At 64.4% G+C, this 17,885-nt stretch carries 13 protein-coding genes; 2 read left to right on the top strand and 11 right to left on the bottom strand.

Features of this window, described 5'->3' with window-relative positions; genetic code table 11:
* Positions 1–11 precede the first annotated feature (11 nt).
* Both MacB4_RS09925 and MacB4_RS09920 read left to right on the top strand, forming a co-directional pair.
* Positions 12–2,570, top strand: a complete 2,559-nt coding sequence (locus MacB4_RS09925; protein WP_206863665.1) for a glycosyltransferase — start codon at positions 12–14, stop codon at positions 2,568–2,570.
* An 83-nt stretch (positions 2,571–2,653) separates the two neighbouring features.
* Positions 2,654–4,435 carry an ABC transporter ATP-binding protein gene (locus MacB4_RS09920; RefSeq protein WP_206863664.1) on the top strand — a complete coding sequence of 594 codons (1,782 nt, stop codon included), beginning with the start codon at positions 2,654–2,656 and terminating at the stop codon, positions 4,433–4,435.
* Here MacB4_RS09920 and MacB4_RS09915 read toward each other — a convergent pair.
* From MacB4_RS09915 to murF, 11 genes are all read right to left on the bottom strand, one after another.
* Positions 4,432–5,604, bottom strand: coding sequence for a substrate-binding domain-containing protein (locus tag MacB4_RS09915; RefSeq protein WP_206863663.1), 1,173 nt, complete (start codon positions 5,602–5,604; stop codon positions 4,432–4,434). The genes MacB4_RS09920 and MacB4_RS09915 overlap by 4 nt on opposite strands.
* 83 nt (positions 5,605–5,687) lie before the next feature.
* Positions 5,688–6,830: a hypothetical protein gene (locus tag MacB4_RS09910; protein ID WP_206863662.1), complete on the bottom strand. Its 1,143-nt coding sequence runs from the start codon at positions 6,828–6,830 to the stop codon at positions 5,688–5,690.
* 91 nt (positions 6,831–6,921) lie between these two features.
* The gene (gene ftsA, locus MacB4_RS09905; protein ID WP_206863661.1) at positions 6,922–8,157 is read right to left on the bottom strand and encodes a cell division protein FtsA; all 1,236 of its coding nucleotides are present in this window, start codon (positions 8,155–8,157) and stop codon (positions 6,922–6,924) included.
* Between the two features lie 10 nt (positions 8,158–8,167).
* Positions 8,168–9,028 carry a cell division protein FtsQ/DivIB gene (locus tag MacB4_RS09900; RefSeq protein ID WP_206863660.1) on the bottom strand — a complete coding sequence of 287 codons (861 nt, stop codon included), beginning with the start codon at positions 9,026–9,028 and terminating at the stop codon, positions 8,168–8,170.
* Entirely contained in the window at positions 9,025–9,933 is a 909-nt protein-coding gene (locus tag MacB4_RS09895) for a D-alanine--D-alanine ligase (RefSeq protein ID WP_206863659.1), read from the bottom strand. Before MacB4_RS09895 ends, MacB4_RS09900 begins: the two co-directional genes overlap by 4 nt.
* Positions 9,930–12,230: a UDP-N-acetylmuramate--L-alanine ligase gene (gene murC, locus MacB4_RS09890; RefSeq protein ID WP_206863658.1), complete on the bottom strand. Its 2,301-nt coding sequence runs from the start codon at positions 12,228–12,230 to the stop codon at positions 9,930–9,932. The genes MacB4_RS09895 and murC overlap by 4 nt, the downstream gene beginning before the upstream one ends.
* A complete protein-coding gene (gene murG / locus MacB4_RS09885; protein ID WP_206863657.1) occupies positions 12,215–13,315 on the bottom strand; it encodes an undecaprenyldiphospho-muramoylpentapeptide beta-N-acetylglucosaminyltransferase in 1,101 nt (366 codons plus the stop codon). Before murG ends, murC begins: the two co-directional genes overlap by 16 nt.
* The gene (locus MacB4_RS09880; RefSeq protein ID WP_206863656.1) at positions 13,312–14,469 is read right to left on the bottom strand and encodes an FtsW/RodA/SpoVE family cell cycle protein; all 1,158 of its coding nucleotides are present in this window, start codon (positions 14,467–14,469) and stop codon (positions 13,312–13,314) included. Before MacB4_RS09880 ends, murG begins: the two co-directional genes overlap by 4 nt.
* 31 nt (positions 14,470–14,500) lie before the next feature.
* Complete coding sequence (locus MacB4_RS09875; protein WP_206863655.1) at positions 14,501–15,313, bottom strand: LysM domain-containing protein; 813 nt, start codon at positions 15,311–15,313, stop codon at positions 14,501–14,503.
* 24 nt (positions 15,314–15,337) lie between these two features.
* Positions 15,338–16,438: a phospho-N-acetylmuramoyl-pentapeptide-transferase gene (gene mraY / locus MacB4_RS09870; RefSeq protein WP_206863654.1), complete on the bottom strand. Its 1,101-nt coding sequence runs from the start codon at positions 16,436–16,438 to the stop codon at positions 15,338–15,340.
* 67 nt (positions 16,439–16,505) lie between these two features.
* Positions 16,506–17,882 (bottom strand): UDP-N-acetylmuramoyl-tripeptide--D-alanyl-D-alanine ligase, encoded by a 1,377-nt coding sequence (gene murF, locus MacB4_RS09865; protein ID WP_206863653.1) that lies wholly within the window; start codon positions 17,880–17,882, stop codon positions 16,506–16,508.
* Positions 17,883–17,885 lie beyond the last annotated feature (3 nt).

Here is a 17,885-nt window from a genome sequence, read left to right as displayed (position 1 = left end):
CCTTGCCGCGTATGGAGCTCACCCGCATCCAGATTCGTGGGAAGTTTTTCTTCGAAGAGGGGAAGAAGTTTCCCGTCCAGGGGGTGACCTATGGGCCGTTCGCTTCTCGTTCGAGCGACGGAACCCCTTTTCCCGAGGAGGTGGCGATTCGGGACGATTTCTCGCGCATCCGGGAATGCGGCTGCAACCTGCTCCGGGTCTACCACCTTCCTCCGCTCGACCTGCTCGATTCCGCGCTCGACCACGAGTTGCGCGTCTTGATCACGATCCCCTGGGTTGAGCGCACCCTTTTTTGGAAGGATTGGCGCATTCTGCGCAGAATCCGCGAGCATGTCCGAAGATCGGTGCGAGAGAGAGCGGGACACCCGGCAATCTTCGCCTACCTGGTCGACAACGAGATGCCTCCCGATCTGGTCCGGTGGGCCGGAGCCGGGCGGATCGAGCGCCATCTCGATTTCTTGACGGAGATCGTACGGGAAGAGGATCCCGGAGCTCTCGTCAGCTATGCGAATTATCCCCCGACCGAATACCTCCGCCCCCCCTCGGTCGATTTCGTCGCCTTCAACCTGTATCTTCACCGGCCTGCGGACCTGAGCGCCTATTTGGCCCGCCTCCAGAATCTTTCGGGTGAGAAGCCTCTGCTGGTCACCGAGTTCGGCATGGACACCCTGCGCCATACAGAATCCGAGCAGGCCGAGCTCCTCGCCGCCCACGTCGAAATGGTTTTCCACTCGGGCTTGGCCGGAACCGTCCTCTTCTCCTGGACCGATGAATGGTTCACGGGAGGCTTGGAAATCACGGATTGGGCGTTCGGATTGGTGCGGAAGGATCGAAGCCCGAAGCCAAGCTTCCATCGGGTGCAGGCTCTCTTTCGCTCCTGGAAAGAGCCCCTCTTTCGGCGCTTCCCCCTCCCGCACGCTCCGAAGGTTTCCGTCGTGGTCTGCAACTTCAACGGCGAGAAATTCCTCGGCGACTGCCTTCGTTCCCTGCACCGGCTGCACTACCCCGATTTCGAGATCATCGTCGTCGACGACGGCTCGACCGACGGCTCCCGGGAGCTGCTCGCGAGCTTCGAGGGAATCCGGGTCCTCTGCCAGGAGAATCTCGGCTTGGCGATCGCGCGAAATCGAGGCATCGAAGCGGCGGAAGGAGAGATCATCGCCTTCACCGATGCCGACTGCATCGCCGACCAGGATTGGCTCTATTTTCTGGCCCGCGCCGTCCAATCGGACGATCTGGCGGGTGTGGGGGGACCAAACCTCGCTCCTCCGCCGACCACGGCGCTCCAAGCCTCCCTCGCGGCGGCACCCGGTGCCCCGACCCATGTCCTGCTGACCGATCGACTGGCGGAGCATCTCCCCGGCTGCAACATGGCCTTTCGGCGATCGGCTCTGGAAGCGGTGGGAGGATTCCTTCCCGAATTTCGCGTCGCCGGAGATGATGTCGACCTCTGCTGGAGGCTCCTCGATCGCGGGGAGCGTCTCGGCTTTGCCCCCGGCGCGCTCGTCTGGCACCACCGGCGATCGACCGTCTGGGCCTACCTGCGGCAGCAGGCCGGCTACGGGAAGGCCGAAGCCCTCCTGCGCTTCCGCCATCTTGGTCGCTTCCGCGCGGACGGGGCCGCGTTCTGGAAAGGGCAGATCTATTCGCCGGGGGCTCCGCACCCCTCCCTTGTTCCCCCGCGGGTCTTCCATGGCCCCTTCGCCAGCGGCCTCTTCCAGTGCCTCTACTCCCGCGCGGAGGTTTCTTGGGCCGCCGTTTTCTCCAGCGTCGAATGGCTGATCCTCGGACTTTTCGCGCTCCCGTTCTGCCTTGGCTGGCCCGCCCTCCTCGCTCCGATGCTCCTGCTTTCGGCCAGCCTGATCCCGGCAGCGATCTACGGGCTCCGGGGAGAGATTGCCCGTCCCTTCGCCACGCGCGCCAATCGGCTCCTTCTTTTCGCCTTGGCTTACTTGCAGCCGCTCGCCCGCGGCATTTCCCGACAACTGGCCTGGCTTCGCGGGAAGCCGGTTCCGCCGGCCTCGCCATCCTCGGGACCGCCACCCCCGATCCGTACGACCTTCTCCGGAGAGGGAGTCGCCCTCTGGAGCGAAACCGGCATCGAGCGCATGGACCTGCTGACTCAGATCCAGTCCGTCCTGACGGAGAAGGGCTATGCCTACGCCCTCGACGCCGGCTGGAGCAGCTGGGATCTCCACGTCTTCGCGGGGCCGTGGTGGCACGTGCAACTGCGGACGCTGACCGAGATCTACCCGCAACGGAGAAGAGTGATTCGGGTGGCCACCCTGCTGCGCCCGAGCCCTCTCGCCGTGCTGAGTGGGATGGGTGGCAGCCTCGTCCTGGCTGCCGCCGTTGCCGCCTTCGGCCGGTCCGCCCTGCTTTTGCTTGCGGGGGCGGCCCCGGTGTTCATCCTCTGGGCTCGGGAAGGGCTCCGGCTTCGGCGCGGGCTCGCGGAGATCGTGGCCATCGCGGGCCAGCTCCTGGACCTGCACCCGGTCCCCTGGCGGCCCTTCGGCTCACGGTCCGACTCCTCCTTCATCCCCCCCCGGCCCAGGGACGGTAACGCATGACTCCGAATTCGACCGTCCGAGGCTCGGTTCCATCAGGACCTGCAACACGCGGCATGCCGCAAGACGAACGGAAAGGAGGCTTCTTGAGCTACCGCGGCTGCCTCCCCTACTTTTCCGGAGTCGCCGCCGCCTCCCTGCTCGCTTCCTTCCTGCTTCTCCTCACCGTGGCGGCAAGCCTGCTACGCCCTTGGCCCGTGCAGTGGCTCATCGACCACGCCCTCCTTTCGCACCCCGGGACAAGCCACTTCCTGGGCTGGACGCTTTCGTTGCCGGAAACCGCACTCGGTGCCGCCGTGGCTCTCGTCGGGTTTTCCCTGTTGCACGGAGGCCTCAACCTCTGGGCCAACTCGCTCCTGTATCACTGTGGATTGCGGGCTTTGGCCCTCCTGCGCACCGACCTTTTCGGGTATTTGCAGAACCTTCCCCTCCCCTATCACCGGAGCCGCATCCAAGCCGACTTGGCGTACCGGGTTGCCTATGACGCGCAGGCGATTCAGACGCTCTTCCAAAGGGGTCTTGGTACGGTCCTGGGGTCGAGTGCCACGCTGATCGGCGCCGCCATCGTCCTTTTTCGGATGAATCCTCTCTTGGCAGCGTGCGCTCTCGGCATCCTTCCGTTCCTCTGGTTTGTGATTGGCCATTTTGCGGAGAGGATCCGCCGGCAAAGCGGAGAGCTCCAAGACAGGGAGAGCCGGGTGCTTGCCCAGGCAGTCGAGGGTCTGGCGAACATTCAGCTGCTTCAAGCCTACGGCAGCGAGGAGAGCACCCTCTCGACCTTCCGCCGTCATGTGGAGGAGAGCCGCCAGACCAACCTCCGATTCCTCTGGACCAACAGCCTCTCCTCCTTGGCAGCCACCGGGATCACCGCCTTCGGAGCCGCCCTGGTACTCTTCGTGGGCGCGCTGCAAGTCGCCCAGGGGCGCCTGACCGTGGGCGAACTGTGGGTCTTTTTCAGCTACCTCGCCCTGCTCTACCAACCGCTCGAGCAGTTGTCGTACACCGCATGGGCTCTCGAGGATGCCGCAGCGCGCCTGTCCCGCGTCTTCGAGGTCCTGCAAACAGACGACACGATCCCCGACCTGGCTGGGGCGACCGATCTGCCGCGCCCTCGCGGAGAAATCGCCTTCGATCATGTCCAATTTTCCTATGAAGGGCGCCGGCCGGTTCTCCAGGACCTCTCCTTCCACCTCGCACCGGGCCAGCGCGTTGCCATCGTGGGTCCGACCGGCAGCGGAAAGAGCACGCTTCTGGCTCTGATTCCGCGCTTCTTCGAGCCTTCCGCTGGAACGATCCGGATCGATGGAACAGACATCCGGATGGTGAAGAAGCGATCCCTGCGCGCGAATCTGGGGATCGTCCTCCAGGATACGGTACTCTTCCCCGGGACCATCCTGGAAAACATCGCCTTGGGGCGGCCCGCCGCTTCGTTCGAGGAAATCAAGAAGGCGGCGCAAGGCGCGCAAGCCGATGAGTTCATCGAGCAGCTGCCGCAGAAGTACCAGACGCTGGTCGGCGAGCATGGACAGACCTTGAGTGGCGGGCAACGACAACGGATCGGGATCGCCCGCGCCTTCTTGCGGCAGGCCCCGATTCTCCTGCTTGACGAACCGACCGGCTCCCTCGACCCCGCGGTCGAGGCGGAAATCCTCAAGAGCCTGCATCTGCTCTCCGCCCACCGGACAACCTTGCTGGTCACCCACCGGCTTCGCCTAGCCAGGGAGATGGATTGGATCTACGTGCTGGACGAAGGGCGATTTTCCGAGTCGGGCCGGCATGACGACCTCCTGGCTCGAGGAGGTCTCTACTGCCAGCTCTGGGAAGCGCAAGACACGAGCGGGGAAGCAGGCACAATCGCTTCTGCCTAACTTGCCGCCTGCCGTTCCTTCGCGAACCTCGCCGCAACCGTGCCCATCCGGCTCACGTCATATCCGGGAAGCGCGGCGAACTCGGCCTGCATGCGCGCCTCGCAGAGGAGATCGAGCAACAGGGCGACCATGGGATGATCGACTTGATCCATGGGAACGATCCAATCAAACTCACTGGCTCCCAGGGGAATGAACTCCACGTTCTCCGCCTGCGCGCAAGCGCGGTTGGTCCAGGAGGCATCCGCCACCCCGAAAGCCACGGCGCGCGCGGCCGCCACCGGGTTGCGGGCCGATTTCTCATATCCCGGAATCGCACTTCCGGGAATCCCCCGCTTGCGGAGCAGGTCGTCCAGAAGAGCCCGGCTCCCGGATCCGGCGTCCCGATTGAGGAACCGCAAGCCGGGATGAGCCAGGTCCTCCACCGAGCGAATGCCCAGCGGGTTCCCTCGCGCCACAGCCAGTCCTTCCTCCCACTGCGCGAAGCGAATCAAGATTCCGCCGAATCCCTGCAAGGCTTCCCGGGCGAGCACCCGGTTGTTGCGCAGCTCCCCTCCGGGAAGATGGCAGCCCGCCAGATGCGCCTGCCCGGCGCCAAGCGCGGCCGCCGCCGTTTCGCTGGCGCAGGAGATCCAGCGGAGTCGATCCCGGCTCACGGTGGCGATTTTCTCGACGAGAAGGCCGATGCCCGGGTCGCAGCCAAGGAACAGGGCGCTTCTCTGAATGGCGGTGGAGGAGGAGAGAAGAGTCCACTGGCCCCCCCGATCTCCCCCTGGGAGGAGCGCGTCCGCTGCCACGAAGGTGCCGGAGCCCTCTTCGAGCCGCTCCACCGGGTAAGGGATCAGACGGCCACGCACATCCGCCAAGACCACGCGCCTGCCGCCTTCCACCTGGGGAAACGGACCCGGCGAAAAAGGAAGATCGATCCCCTCCCAGCAGGGAAAGAGTTCCTCCACCCGGCTTCCGAGCGTCCGGGCAAGCCGGATCGCAACCAAGGTATTCGGCACGTAGCGGCCCGTTTCGATCGAATGAAGAGCCTGCCGAGTGATCCCGACCCGGCCGGCCACTTCTTTTTGCGAAAGACCTTTTTCGAGTCGTTTTTGGCGGACCGGCTTCTCGAAAGACGGCAGCCCCCCTTCCCTCCCTGCGTCTCGCCACCGATTGCTTCCCATACTCAATCCGCCGCGCTCCCCTCTCTGGCACGATCCCCCATCTCTGCAAGCAAGGTCCAAACCGGCTTTCCGTCCTTCGAAAATCATTCCCTCGCCAGGCCCGGCTCCCTCTTCCTCCGCCGGAACGCAGGAATATCGAGATTTTCGCCTTTGTGCAGGGTAGCTGCGGTTTTCGCAAAGGGGGTGCCGTCCTGGGAGGCAGGGACAAGCCGCCCCTCCGGTTCCGCCAAGACGCGCCGGATCGGAGCTCGCTCCGGCTCCGGGGCCGGCTCCCGCTCATCCCGCTCCGGGTACACCGCCTTCGGATGCCGGGAAGCGTCTCGTCCCACGAGAAGCAAGATCCGGCTTTCTGTCGAGCGAGCCGCGGTTCGACGGAGAACGTCGAGGTGTGCTCGCTTCGGGAGAAATTTTTGCAGGCGGTTGGCGAGCTCCTCCTCCCCGCCAGAAACCTCGTCGTGTGCCTCAATGGAAGCCAGGCAACGATCGGCCTTCTCGGCCGCTTGCCGGAATCCGCTCGCCTCCAGGAATCCCAGCAGGGAGAGGTCGAGCCGCGGTCCGGCTCCGGCGAAAAGCTGGCAATCCTCGATCGCCCCGGCGACGGTAAATGGAGAAGTCTCCGCCCTGCCTCCCCAATGGGCAGGGGAAACGACCCCGCGAGCCATCCCCGACCAGACATCGACCCATTGGGCGAGCGCACTCTGGAATTCGCGCAACCTTCGCCGCACCGCGGTGACGTCCGGGGTGGGCTCTTCTGAGGGCGTCGGTGGTGGAAAAAGGAAGAGGGAAGCCTCGGCCGGGAGCGCGTCACGGGTCGCCTGCGCCGCTGCCTGTCGCTCCTCCGTCTCGAAAGGAAAGGGGAGGATCGCAAAAACCGTAGTCGAGATCTCCCGCTCCACGGCTTTCAGGGCGAGGGCTTCCGTGACCGTGGCGCCGGTTGCTCCGGCAAGCCCGGTCACGATCAACAAGCGGGAACAGTCCTTGAGCAGCGCTTCGAGCCTCTGATTTTCCTGCCCCACCATCCGCCAAGCAAGATCGCGGCCGCCGAAGCAGCCGAGCCCGCTCGCGAGGTCGGGGGCAAGGAGGAGCTTTTCCAACGCGAGCGACCCCTCGACCGCGGAAGCCTCCCCGTCGCAGGCAAGGCTCCCCGTCGGGCCATCCGAGAGCAGGATCCACTCGTCGACCACATCGATCCCCACCGCCCCCGCTCCCACGATGCGCGCGCTCATCCTCTCTCCTCGATCGTTTTCAGGGGTCCATCAATGAGTTTCCGGCTCTCTCACGCGGAGGTCTCCCACAAGAATCGACACGGAGCCCCATCTAAAAGAACCGGATCCCTGAAAGGAATCGACGTAGCGACCGACCCATACGGTCCCATCGACCGCCCCCGCTCTCCTGCATTTCCACGATCCGCGCATAGCGTAGCAGACCCAGCACGGTCGTCCAATCCTCCCTCCCCTCGCAGGAGACCTCTCCGCCGAAGGCGAGTGGCTTTGCGGCCTCCACGGGCCGGTCGAAGATCCTTGTCGCCAATTTCTGGATGCCGTCGAGCCGGGATCCTCCGCCCGTCAAGAAGATCGTTCCCGAGAAGCCCTCCCAGAACGGCTGATCTTCCAAGTCTTCCCGAATGATCTCGAAGATCTCCGCCTGCCGCGCCTGAAGCACTTCCGCGATCAAGGACATCGGGGCGAATCGCTGCTCGTAGGGTCCCTCGGCCGTCAGGCCGACACGGCGATACGCCACTTCTTCCCGCAAATCCACCGTGCCATGAGCCTTCTTGAGCTCCTCGGCTCGGGGAAACGGAATCTTCAGGGCGACCGCGAGATCGTTGGTCAGGTGGTCCCCTCCTACCCCGAGCGTTCCCGAATGGGCGACAAACCCATTCCGGTAGACGATGTAATCGGTGATTCCCGCTCCGCAGTTGATGACGACCGATCCGAAGCTCTTCTGCTCCGGGGTCAGGAGCGCCTGGGCGGTCGCGTAGCTCGACAGGGCATACCCCTTCACCCGAAGCGAGAGCTCCTTCACGCAGTGAACCGTAGTCTGGAGACGCGTTGCGATCCCGGAAACCAGGTGATAGTCCGCCATGAGGCGGCGGGAGAAGAGGCCGACGGGATTCGCCGTCGCTGTTCCGTCGTCCAGGATGTAGGTCTGCAGAAGATAATGGAGCAAGATCTGCCCCTGCGGCAGGACTTGCTGCCGCACCAGCTCGCGCAGCTCGCGCAAATGGCCCTCCTCGATCATCCCCCCTTCCTGCCCCAAATCGAGGGCAAGGCGGCTTTGGAAGGAGCGAATATGAGCGCCCGAGATCGCCAGGTAGACCTCTCCGATCGAGACGTCCATTTTTGCCTCCGCGTCCAGGATCGCCTGGTGGATCGCTTTCTGCGTCATCTCGAAGTCGGTGATCTCGCACTTCCGAATATGCGTCGAAGGGCTCTCGGACACTCCGAGGAGAATCAGGGATCCTTGGCCATTGAGCTCCGCGACGGCCGCCTTGATCTTGCTGGTTCCCGCCTCCAGCCCGACGAGGACCGACCGAGATTTGTGGCCGAACATCGAAGCTCTCCTAATACTCGAAAATCACCGGAACATTCTGCTCCGGCGTCAGATCGACGGAAGCCACCTTGCGACCGCGGCTCTGCGAAAAAACATAAATCTTTTGCAGCCTCTTCATCTGTCTCTCCAGATGGTCCAGACGCAAGACGATGCCCACCCCATCTCGGGTGACAACCCTCAGGCAGAGATGACCCGAGACGTCGAGGCTCGCCGGATCCAGGAGATTGCGCAAGGAAGGGGTCCCTTGCAACAGGCGGAGCAGGTGCAGCGCCGCCCGACATTCCGGTGTATGCAACCGATTCCCGATCTCCAGATCATCGGACGGCACGCCTTCGAGCTCGGGGAGAAGGGCAACGACCTCACCCCTGCGCGCTACGAAGACCACCCCTTGGAAATCGACGCACAAGCTCTGGCCGGAAAATCGCTTGGCCTTGGTCCAGACTTTTGCGAGCGGGACCCGCTCCTCAATGGTAATCTCAATGCGATTGGGAAGCTCCCGGCGAACCGACGCTCGCTGCACATAGGGGAGCGACGAAACGGCCTTGTAGACTTCCGGCAGCGAGATGCTCAGCAGGTTTTGACCCAGGCGCAGCCCGGAAGCGGCCAGGATCTCCTTGCGAGGAAGGCGTTCGGTGCCCTCGAGCACGACTTCCTGCAAGGCAAAGCGCGAGTCTGTCGACAAAAACGGGAGCGCCAATCGGGTTCCCACGTAGTAACCCCCGCCGGCGATGCTGACCAGGCCTGCCAGGATCAGCACAAGCGAGGCGATGCGCCGCAGGAAGAGTCGCCTTCGCTGCTGCGCTCCCGCCTTCGTCTGCAGGACGCTCCGGGTCGAGGGCCTTCTCCGGTTGGGCTTGCGGAAGTGGTTCATCTCGATTGACGGTTCCGTTCGATCCACGAAAGCTGGAGGACCTCTTCGCAGAGCTGCGGAAAGTCGATTCCGGCCGCCTGGGCCGCTTTCGGGAAGAGGCTGGTCTCCGTCATTCCGGGAATCGTGTTCACCTCCAGAACCCAGGGATTCCCGGCTCCGTCCAGAAGCACATCCACCCTCCCGTAGACCGAGCAACCGAGCGATCGATAGGCAGCGCGGGCGATTGCGGCGACCGATTGGGCCGCGTCGGACGGGAGAGGGGCCGGACAGAGATATTCGCTAGCCCCGGATGTGTACTTGTTGCGGTAATCGTAAAAGCCCGCCTTGGGCCGGATCTCGACGATCGGCAGGACGTTTTCCCCCAGGATGCCCACTGTGAGCTCTCGTCCCTCGATATAGGCTTCCGCCACCACGAGATGATCTTCGGCCGTCGCCCGCGCGAGGGCTTCCGGATAGTCCTTCTCCTCGAAAACCCGGCTGACCCCGATGCTCGACCCCTGCCGCGCCGGCTTGATCACGAAAGGAAGGGCAAGCGGGAGCTCGACCGATGAGCGCGCCAGGGTCCAATCCGGAGTGGGAACGCCGGCTTTTCGGAAGATTTCCTTGCTCCACGACTTATCGAAGGCCCGCTCGCTCGCGTCGGCACCGCTGCCCGTGAACGGGAGCCCCCGTCGCAGGAGCAGCCTCTGGACCTGTCCGTCCTCCCCGAAGGTTCCATGCAAGCAGAGAAAGACGATGTCGGTGCCTTCCGGAAGGAGGACGTCCCCATCCCGCGGATCGATCTCCTCGACCGGGTAGCCCAATTGCCGCAAAGCGGCCGTCACGGCCTCTCCCGTTCGCAAGGAAACTTCCCTTTCGTGCGAAGGACCCCCTTCCAGTATCGCCACCCGAAGCTCCTGGTTCACCACTCCTCCTCTCCGACGATGACAAGGTCGGGAACCAGCTCGACACCATTCCCTTCCCGCAAGCGCTTTCGAATTTCCTCCACGAGGGCGAGCACATCCGCGGTCCTCGCTCCCTCCCGCAACCAAATCCGGTTCGGAACCAACGGCTCGCTCCAAGCCCCTCCGATCTCGATCGGATCCGGGCCCAATCCCTTCCAAAGCTGGCGAATCCCCTCTCCCCCCGGATCCCGGAAGACTCGGTCGAGCCAGCGGTCGCTCATCCCGAAAGCCGCATCCCTCCCGGAGTCCGAAAGCGGCGCCCAAGGAGCTTCCCCCTTCCGGAAAGGAATGGGCCGCAGCTTCATGCCGACAATGATGCCGAGCGGGCCCCAGGCTCCGTCTTCCGGCCAGGCATCGCTTTCCCCTCGACAAAGGGTCCGCCACTCTCCCTTTCGATCGACCAGAACCACCTCCTCGAGGCGATCGAGGAGGCGCTGCTTCAGCGCGCACGCCCCACGGGCCAGCAAAGCGCCGATCGTGCCAGTGGCGTCCGCGAGAAAGGAAAATCCCTCTACTCCTTGGCGAGCGGTTTCGGTGGCGACTTGACCCAGGAGAGCCCCGCCACCGACCGTGACCCGTCCCGGTCCCGAGTCGGCGATCACTTGGCAGAAGGCAGGATGGCGCAGGCTCACGCAGAGGCCGCGCACCCCTCCATCGCCAATCAAGCAGCCCGCACCGCTGCCGATGACCGTGAGGGGTAGCCTCTGGCGATCGGCAAGCTCAACTGCGCGACAGAGGTCTTCCCGGCTTGCCGGCTCACACCAGAGTTCTGCAGGCCCTCCCAAACCGGAGGCCGTATGAGCGCCCAGGCTTTCCGAGAGGGAGAGCAGAGCCGATGGCGAAAGGGATCGCCGCAGCTCCTCGTAAAGGGAGCATTGCGTAGCGAGCGCTCGAGCCACCCGGTGCACATCGCCGGCTCCCAGCGCCAGGAAGAGGTCGCCCGGGCGGAGGCTCGCGGCCGCTACCTTCTTGGCCTCCGAGACGCTGCGGGCCGAGAGCGCCTGCACTGCGCTGCCCTCGGCGATCATTCGCGCCAGCCGCTCCGAGCTTACCCCTTCGATCGGCGGCTCACCCGCGCCATAGATATCCGTTACCAGGACCAGATCCGCCCCTCGAAAGGCCGTCGCGAATTCCCGTTTTAGCCCATGCGCCCGGGAATAGCGATGGGGCTGAAAAAGGGCCACCACCCGCTGCCGGCCTGCCCCCCGGGCGGCAGCAAGCGTGGCGCGAATCTCCGTGGGATGATGCGCGTAGTCATCGACAACCAGAAAAGAAGGGCCGGCGAAGAGCACCTCGAAGCGCCGCTTGACGCCCCGGAAGCCCGCCATGGCCAGAGCAATATCGGCAAAAGGAAGCCCGAGCTCCAGGCTCAGGGCGATTCCGGCCAGAGCGTTCTGGACATTTTGCCTTCCCGGGAGCGGCACGCGGACCTCGCCGAGCGGCTCTCCGCCGACGACCAGGAGAAACGTGCTCTCGAAGGGCCCTAGCTCGACCCGCTCGGCGCGGTACCGACCCTCGGAGCCCAGGCCGTAGCTCACCGCATTCCTTCGCCGGGCGCAAAGCGCCGAAGCATGCCGATCATCCGAGCAATAGACGATCTTGCCCACGCAGCGGTCGAGGAAGGCCGCAAAGACATTGAGGATGGCTTCCATGCCCGGATAAAAATCCAGATGCTCCTCCTCCACGTTCAACAGCACGGCATGCGAGGGCTCAAAGGAAGCGAGCGTGCCGTCGCTCTCGTCGCCCTCGACGACCATATAGTCCCCTCGGCCCCAATCCGAGCTCGCGCCCAGAACAGGCGCATCGCCTCCGACGTAGTAGGAGGGCTCCCATCCGCTCCGGCGCAGGATGTGGGCGAGGAGGGCCGTCGTCGTCGTCTTTCCGTGCATTCCCGCAATGACGATGGACTTCTTCGCCCGGCAAAGCTCCTGGAGCAGATCGGCTCTTCGCGCGGTCGGAATCCCCCGGGCGGCGGCAACCCGGCGCTCGGGGTTGTCCTCCCGAACGGCCGACGAATAGACCAGAAGCTCGACCCCATCGGGAAGATCACCGTCGTGACCGAAGGAGAAGTGCAGTCCCAGCCCCTCGAGATCCGCGACGGCGGGAGTCCTGCGCCGATCCGATCCGGAGACATGATGTCCCTGAAGCAGCAGGAGGCGGGCGAGCGGCCCCACCCCGGAGCCCGCCACGCCGACAAGATGAATTCGGGCCGGCCGGCTCAGGCAGCCGGTCCAGGAACCCGTCACTGTTGCATGCATTGCTCCACCTCCTCCGCGACCATCCTGGCCGCGTCCGGTCGCGCCAAGCCCGCCGCCGCGGCGCCCATCGCTCGCCGCCTCCTCTCGTCGCTCAAGATCTCCCCGAGCGCCTGGGCCAACGTCTCTCCGGACAAAGCGGCCTGATCGTAGGCCAAACTCGCTCCCGCCGCCACGAAAGCTTTCGCGTTGATGCGTTGATGATCGTCGGCGGCGAAGGGAAAGGGGACAAGGATGGTCGGCAGGCCATAGAAGGCGACTTCCGCCAGGGTTGCGGCTCCGGAGCGAGCCACCGCGACATCCGCCAGGCTGTAAAAGAGATCCATTCGATGGGAGAAGCCCTCGACGAGCGCGGGAATCCGCTGTGCCCGGTAGGCCGACAAGCAAGCCTCGCGCTCCGCCGGACCGGAAAGATGGAGAATCTGGACCGGGTTCACGGCCTGGGCCAAGGCGGGTGCCGCTTCTCGCAAGAGACGATTCAAGGCCCGCGCGCCCTGGCTCCCCCCCAGGACAAGAATGGTCGAGCAATTGGACGCAAGCCCGAGCGCCTCCGCCGCCTCGCCCCGTGGAACCCTCTGGAGCCTCGCGCGAAGCGGAGTTCCCGTCACGACCGAGGGGACTCCCGGCAAACGCTCCTGACAGCCCTCGAAACCGAGGAGGAGCCGGTCGACCTTGCGACAAAAGAGGCGGGTGACCAGGCCGGGGACGGCGTTCGATTCGTGAAGCAAGGTCGGGATGCGCTGCCCCCTGGCGATCAGAATGGGGACTGCGCTCAAAAAGCCCCCCATCCCGAGAACCGCCTCCGGGGCCAACCGGCGGAAGAGAGCCCGGCAGTTCCACCAGCTGAGCGCGAGCTTCCCAAAAAATGCCGGCGTTCTCGCCGAAAGGGCTCCGGGCCATCCCATGGTCGGAAGGGTTTCCCAAGGGAAGTCACCCTCTCCCTCCAAGGCAGTCCGGTCGATTCGCTTTTCGGAAAGAAGCAGGCAAATCTCCTTGCCCCGTCGCCGCAATTCTTCGGCGACGGCAAGGCCCGGCAAGAGGTGCCCGCCCGTGCCGCCACAGGCGATGACGACGCGTTGCTTGCTCATAGTCGGACGCTGCGCTGCGCGCCTTGGGACTCCACCGAAAAGGCCGATCCTTTCCCTCCCTGCCGATGGATGTTGAGAAGGGTGCCCAGCGCCATCAGGCAAAAGAGGATATTCGAGCCGCCATAGCTGATGAAGGGTAAAGGGAGGCCTTTGTTCGGCAGGAGGCCCGTAACGACTCCCAGGTTCGCGATTGCCTGGACGGCGATCAGCGTGACCAGCCCCATGCCAAGCAAGAGGCCTTCGCCGTCGGGAGCGAAAAGCGCGATCCACCCCCCACAGAGGGCAAGCACAAGGTAGGCCAGCACCACGCCCAGCGTTACCCAAAGTCCGAGCTCTTCCCCAAGAATCGGAAAGATGAAATCGGTCGTGGCTTCCGGGAGATAATACATCTTCTGCCGGCTGTTCCCCAACCCAAGGCCCGTGACCCCTCCGGAGCCGAGAGCCACGAGCGCCTGCCAGACCTGATAGGCCTTGCCCTGCTTATCGCTATCCATGTTCCAGAAGGCGAGCAATCGAGCCCTCCGCTCAGGAATGCTCAAAGCCACTCCGAGAATCACGCCTGCGGCCGTCAGGCAGCCCGGTCCAATGAGCCAGAGCGGCATCCCCCCAATTACCAGAACTACCATGGCCAGGGCGAGGTAAAGAGCCGCACTTCCCAGATCGCGGGCAAGGAGCAGCAGCCCGGCGAATGCCACCGTCACGGCCAGGACCGCCGCGTAGCGCCGCCATCTCTCCCCTGGCCGGCGAACCGGCTTGCCTAACTGTGCCGCGGCGAAGAGGCAGAGGAACCATTTGATGAGCTCCGAGGGTTGCAAGGTCAAAGGACCAAGGGAGATCCAGCGGGAGGATCCGTGCACGGTATGGCCAACTCCGGGAAGAAAGCAGAGCACGAGGAGAAAGAGCCCGACGCCGAGCAGCGCCCAGGAATGCTTCAAGAACCAATGATAGTCGATGCGCGTCAGGAGCGCACCCGCACCGATCCCCATCCCGATCCAGCAGAGCTGCCTCTCGACCAGGGGAAGGAGCGAGGTATCCCTCTCGCCCACGAAGCGACCGGCCGCACTGTACAGGGCGATCAAGCCGAGTCCCATGAGCGCGAAGGCAACGAGGATCAGCGCGTATCCGACCCAGCGGTGAAGCTTTCTTTCCCTCACCCCCTTATCCTTTCGTCCCCCTTCCCGTCCCTTATCCGCCCGCAGCTTCGCCGCTGCGGCGAGCACGGCTCGCCTTCGCCGCAGGGATCCGAAGCTCCTGTCCGATGTGGAGCTTGCTGGCGAGAGTCAGCCGGTTGAGGGTCATCAGATCGTCGAGCCCGACGTGGAAGCGGCGAGCGATCCGCCAGAGGGTATCGCCGCGGACCACGTGGTAAACGCCGGAACCACCCGCAGCGGAAGCGGACGGCTCCGCCGACGGGTCCTGCAATCGGGCAGGCAAGGACGTCTGCGCCGCATCGCGAGCTTCCTCCGTCCGCTGCCGGTTCGCAGGAGCCATCTTCGAGGGGTTGGCTTCCTCCCCGTCCTCTTCGGCGGAGACCCGCCGGAGCCGCCTCTTGCCTCCCTTCTTCCGCCCCGTCTCCTCGGCGTTCGACAACGGAGAAGCCTCGCCCTGCCCCTTCCCTCCGCCCCGGCGGGAACGCACGGAGGGCGAGGACGGGGGCGCGACCGTTGCCGACACTTCCTCCCGCGGCTTTTGCACCGGTCGCTCGCGCGACTCATCGAGGACCGCCGGGCTCTTCGGTCCCGCGCTTCCGCCTCGAGCCGATTTTCCTCCCCCGCCCAGGAGATTGTAGAGGGCGATGCCTCCGATGAAGAGCACGTGAAGGAGCATGACGGCGAGGATGACCGTGATCACCCGCAGTCCCGCCGTACTTTCCTTGAGCGGGAGCTCTTGCTGCACGAGATCCGATGCTCCCGGGGAGGGAGCTGCCGCCACTCCGCTCGGGAGACCCGAAGCCTTCCAGCGCAGCACCCTGGCCGACGATCGAACTTTCCTTCTCATTCGCCGTTTTCTCCTCGGATGCCCTCACCTCAACTTCAGGCTCGAAAGAGCCAGAAGCCCGCAAAGCAGGCTCAATATCCAGAAACGGACCGTCACCCTCGATTCTCCCCAGCCCTTGAGCTCGAAGTGGTGATGCAAGGGGGCCATGGCGAATACCCTCTTTCCGGTCAATCGAAACGACGCGACCTGGATCATGACCGAAAGCGCCTCGAGCACGAAGATGCCGCCGGCGACGACCAGGAGAAGCTCTTGTCCGATCGAAATCGAGAGCAGTCCGAAAGCCCCGCCGAGCGCCAAGGAACCGGTGTCGCCCATGAAGACTTCGGCCGGATGGCAGTTGTACCAGAGGAATCCGATGCTGGCTCCGAGAAGCGCCGCGCAGAAGACGGCCAGCTCGTCCGCACCCCGCACATGGGGCACGAAGAGGTAGGAGCTCCAATCCGGACGCCCAGCCACGTAGGAGAAGACGGCGAAGACGAGTGCGACTCCGATCGAGCAGCCGATCGCCAGCCCGTCGAGGCCGTCGGTGAGATTCACCGCATTCGAGGAGCCCATCACGACGAGAAGGAAGAAGGGCAAGGCCGCCCATCCGAGCTCGATTCGAGAGATCGATTTCAAGAACGGCACCGCTACCTTGCTCGCTTCCCGTCCCGTCTCGGGATTCCCGAGGAGGAGCACGCCGGCGACCAGCGCGACGGCAGCCTGGACCAGGAGCTTGACGCGTCCAGGAATGCCGGCCGACTTTTTCTGCACCACCTTGAGATAGTCGTCCCAGAAGCCCAGAGCCCCGAGCGCGGTTGTCCCGCCGAGGCAGATCCAGAGAAAGCGATTCGTTGGGACGGCCCAGAGCAGACAGCTTCCGAGGAGTGCCGAGAGAATCAGCAATCCTCCCATCGTGGGGGTTCCCGCCTTGGCTCCGTGCAGATCGGCCAAATGCCTCACTTCTTCCTTCCCTCGAATCGGCTGACCCATCTTGAGGCGCCGGAGCATGCCGATCGTGGGACGCCCGAAGATCCAAGAGATGAAGAGAGCCGTCAGCGCCGCGCCGACCGATCGGAACGTGATGTAGCGGAATACATTAAACCCGATAAAGCTTCCTGAGAGCAAGTGTAGGTAGTAGAGCACCTCGAAACTCCTTTCGTTCCGCCCTTGCGGTCGCCTCCCGTTCCCTCATCGTTCTTCTTCGCCACCGCTACATCAGCGCTTCCACCACGCGCTCGAGCCCAAGAAATCGGGAGCCTTTCACCAAGATCACATCGCCCGCCCGCCGCAAGGCGTGTAACTCCCGCACCGCCTCGTCGGCGGTAGCGCATCGGCAGATCCGTTCCTCCGGAAGGCCTCCGGCCGCCGCTCCTCGAGCCAGGCTTTCCGCCTCGGGTCCCACCGCAATCAGAAACGCGATCGGCAGCTCACCCGCGCTTCGTCCCAATCGTTCATGCAGCTCGGTTGATTGGGCCCCGAGCTCTCCCATGGAGCCGAGGACGGCCCCTTTGCGCTCGCCCTTCGGAAATTCCATCAGGGCTTGGAGGGCCGCCAGCGCCGAATCCGGATTGGCGTTGTAGCTGTCATCGATGACCCAACCATCCGGAAGAGTGCGAATCTCCATTCGATGTCCCGGGTAGACCGCACCTTCCAATGCCTGAGCGATCTCCCGGGCCGGCAACCCGGCCAAGCTTCCCACTCCCGCCGCCAGCAGAGCGTCCGTGACGACCGCCCGGGAGGCCGTCCGCAGCTGCACCGGCAACTCCTCCCCATCCCCTTGAAGCAGGAAGTGGATCCCGGCTTCCCGCATCTTGATTTGCCGCGCCCGCCAAGATGCCTCGGGGCCTGAGCCGACCCAGAGCACCCTCGCCCGGCAGCGACCGACCCTGCGGCGAATCCATGGGTCCCCATCTGGGAGAACGGCCCATCCGTCCGGAGGGAGAGCCGCCAAAAGGGCGGTCTTCTCCTCGGCAATGGCCTCATCGCTTCCGAAAAATCCGATATGGGCCAAGCCGATGTTCGTGAGAACGCCGATGTCCGGAGCGGCAATGGCGGCAAGGCAAGCGATTTCCCCGGGATGGTTCGTTCCCATTTCGAGGATGCCGAAGGCGATCTCCGGGGGAAAATCGAGAATCGCCAAGGGCAAGCCGATTTGATTATTTCGATTCCCCGCGTTTCCGATCACGGGAAAGCGGCTCCTCAAGACGTTCAGGATCAGCTCCTTGGTCGTCGTCTTCCCGCTGCTGCCGCTCACCGCAACAATTTTTGCGGGGAGAGCGCGGCGGTACCGATGGGCGAACTGCTGCAGGGCCGCCAGCGTGTCCGCGACGACCACGAGGCCCGCATCGGCGGGAACCGAAAGACCATCGATCGGCCGAGCGACGACGGCCGCGCGAGCGCCTCGGCGAAAGGCCTCCTCTACGAAATCATGGCCATCGAAGCTTGCTCCCGAAAGAGCCCAGAAACAGTCGCCGGGCTGAACGGTCCGCGAGTCGGTATGCACCCGCGAAAGCATGATTCCCGCATCTCCGCGCTTGCGGCATCCGCCGCTCCACTCCTCGATCCTCCCAAGAGAGCAAGGCTCCATATG

The sequence above is a fragment of the Methylacidimicrobium sp. B4 genome (assembly GCF_017310545.1).
Classification (GTDB): domain Bacteria; phylum Verrucomicrobiota; class Verrucomicrobiia; order Methylacidiphilales; family Methylacidiphilaceae; genus Methylacidimicrobium.
This window is presented reverse-complemented; position numbering and strand designations above follow the sequence as displayed.

Bases quoted from the DNA above. Each gene is read 5' to 3' on its own strand.
- MacB4_RS09925 (WP_206863665.1), top strand. From the start codon at position 12: ATGGAGCTCACCCGCATCCAGATTCGTGGGAAGTTTTTCTTCGAAGAG.
- MacB4_RS09915 (WP_206863663.1), bottom strand. From the start codon at position 5,604: ATGGGAAGCAATCGGTGGCGAGACGCAGGGAGGGAAGGGGGGCTGCCG.
- MacB4_RS09910 (WP_206863662.1), bottom strand. From the start codon at position 6,830: ATGAGCGCGCGCATCGTGGGAGCGGGGGCGGTGGGGATCGATGTGGTC.
- ftsA (WP_206863661.1), bottom strand. From the start codon at position 8,157: ATGTTCGGCCACAAATCTCGGTCGGTCCTCGTCGGGCTGGAGGCGGGA.
- MacB4_RS09900 (WP_206863660.1), bottom strand. From the start codon at position 9,028: ATGAACCACTTCCGCAAGCCCAACCGGAGAAGGCCCTCGACCCGGAGC.
- murC (WP_206863658.1), bottom strand. From the start codon at position 12,230: ATGCATGCAACAGTGACGGGTTCCTGGACCGGCTGCCTGAGCCGGCCG.
- murG (WP_206863657.1), bottom strand. From the start codon at position 13,315: ATGAGCAAGCAACGCGTCGTCATCGCCTGTGGCGGCACGGGCGGGCAC.
- MacB4_RS09875 (WP_206863655.1), bottom strand. From the start codon at position 15,313: ATGAGAAGGAAAGTTCGATCGTCGGCCAGGGTGCTGCGCTGGAAGGCT.
- murF (WP_206863653.1), bottom strand. From the start codon at position 17,882: ATGGAGCCTTGCTCTCTTGGGAGGATCGAGGAGTGGAGCGGCGGATGC.